Origin of the sequence: Liquorilactobacillus sicerae (assembly GCF_029916425.1) — a bacterium.
GTDB lineage: Bacteria > Bacillota > Bacilli > Lactobacillales > Lactobacillaceae > Liquorilactobacillus > Liquorilactobacillus sicerae.
The window spans coordinates 1-524 of sequence record NZ_JAHAVQ010000142.1 but is presented as its reverse complement, the minus strand read 5'-3'; the positions used below and the strand labels follow the sequence as shown (position 1 = coordinate 524).

The window sequence follows — 524 nt, the reverse complement described above, 5'->3', positions numbered from 1 at the left end:
CAGATATCCGATTGCGTGGATTGATGGAGTAACGGATTTCGTTCCCGACCAATCAATTACTGCTTTCAAAAATGTGACAATCAATGAACGATTCATCCAAGGACGAAAAGATGAAAGAGTAGTCCCAAATATATTGATTATTGAAATGTTGGCTCAAGCCGCTTCGATTTTGATCCTCAAATCACCTAAGTTTGCACATAAAACTGCTTATCTTGGCGGGATTCACTCGGCTCGTTTTAAAAGATCGGTTGAGCCGGGAGAAAAGCTTGAATTAACAATTTTATTGACCAAAGTTCGCGAAAACATGGGAGTTGTTGATTGCACTGCTCTAGTTGGCGAAGAAGAAATTTGCCATGCTCAACTATTATTTGTCGTTTCGCCGGAGGAACCGGCTGTTGATTAAAAAAATGTCGATTTGGAGTATTTCGATATTTAAATATCAGAATAAAAAGGTAGTTATATGACTGATCGAAAAATTAGACAGATCAGTGCCTTGCTGATCGAAGTTTATAACGGCATTATGC

Annotated in this window: 1 protein-coding gene and 1 pseudogene; both read left to right on the top strand. The window is 38.5% G+C overall.

Going from position 1 to position 524, the window contains the following annotated elements:
* Positions 1-403 (top strand): 3-hydroxyacyl-ACP dehydratase FabZ (gene fabZ / locus KH893_RS11690; RefSeq protein ID WP_281166264.1); only part of this gene is annotated, 403 nt, incomplete at its 5' end.
* A 57-nt stretch (positions 404-460) separates the two neighbouring features.
* Positions 461-524, top strand: a pseudogene (locus KH893_RS13110) (MarR family winged helix-turn-helix transcriptional regulator); the annotation flags it as partial.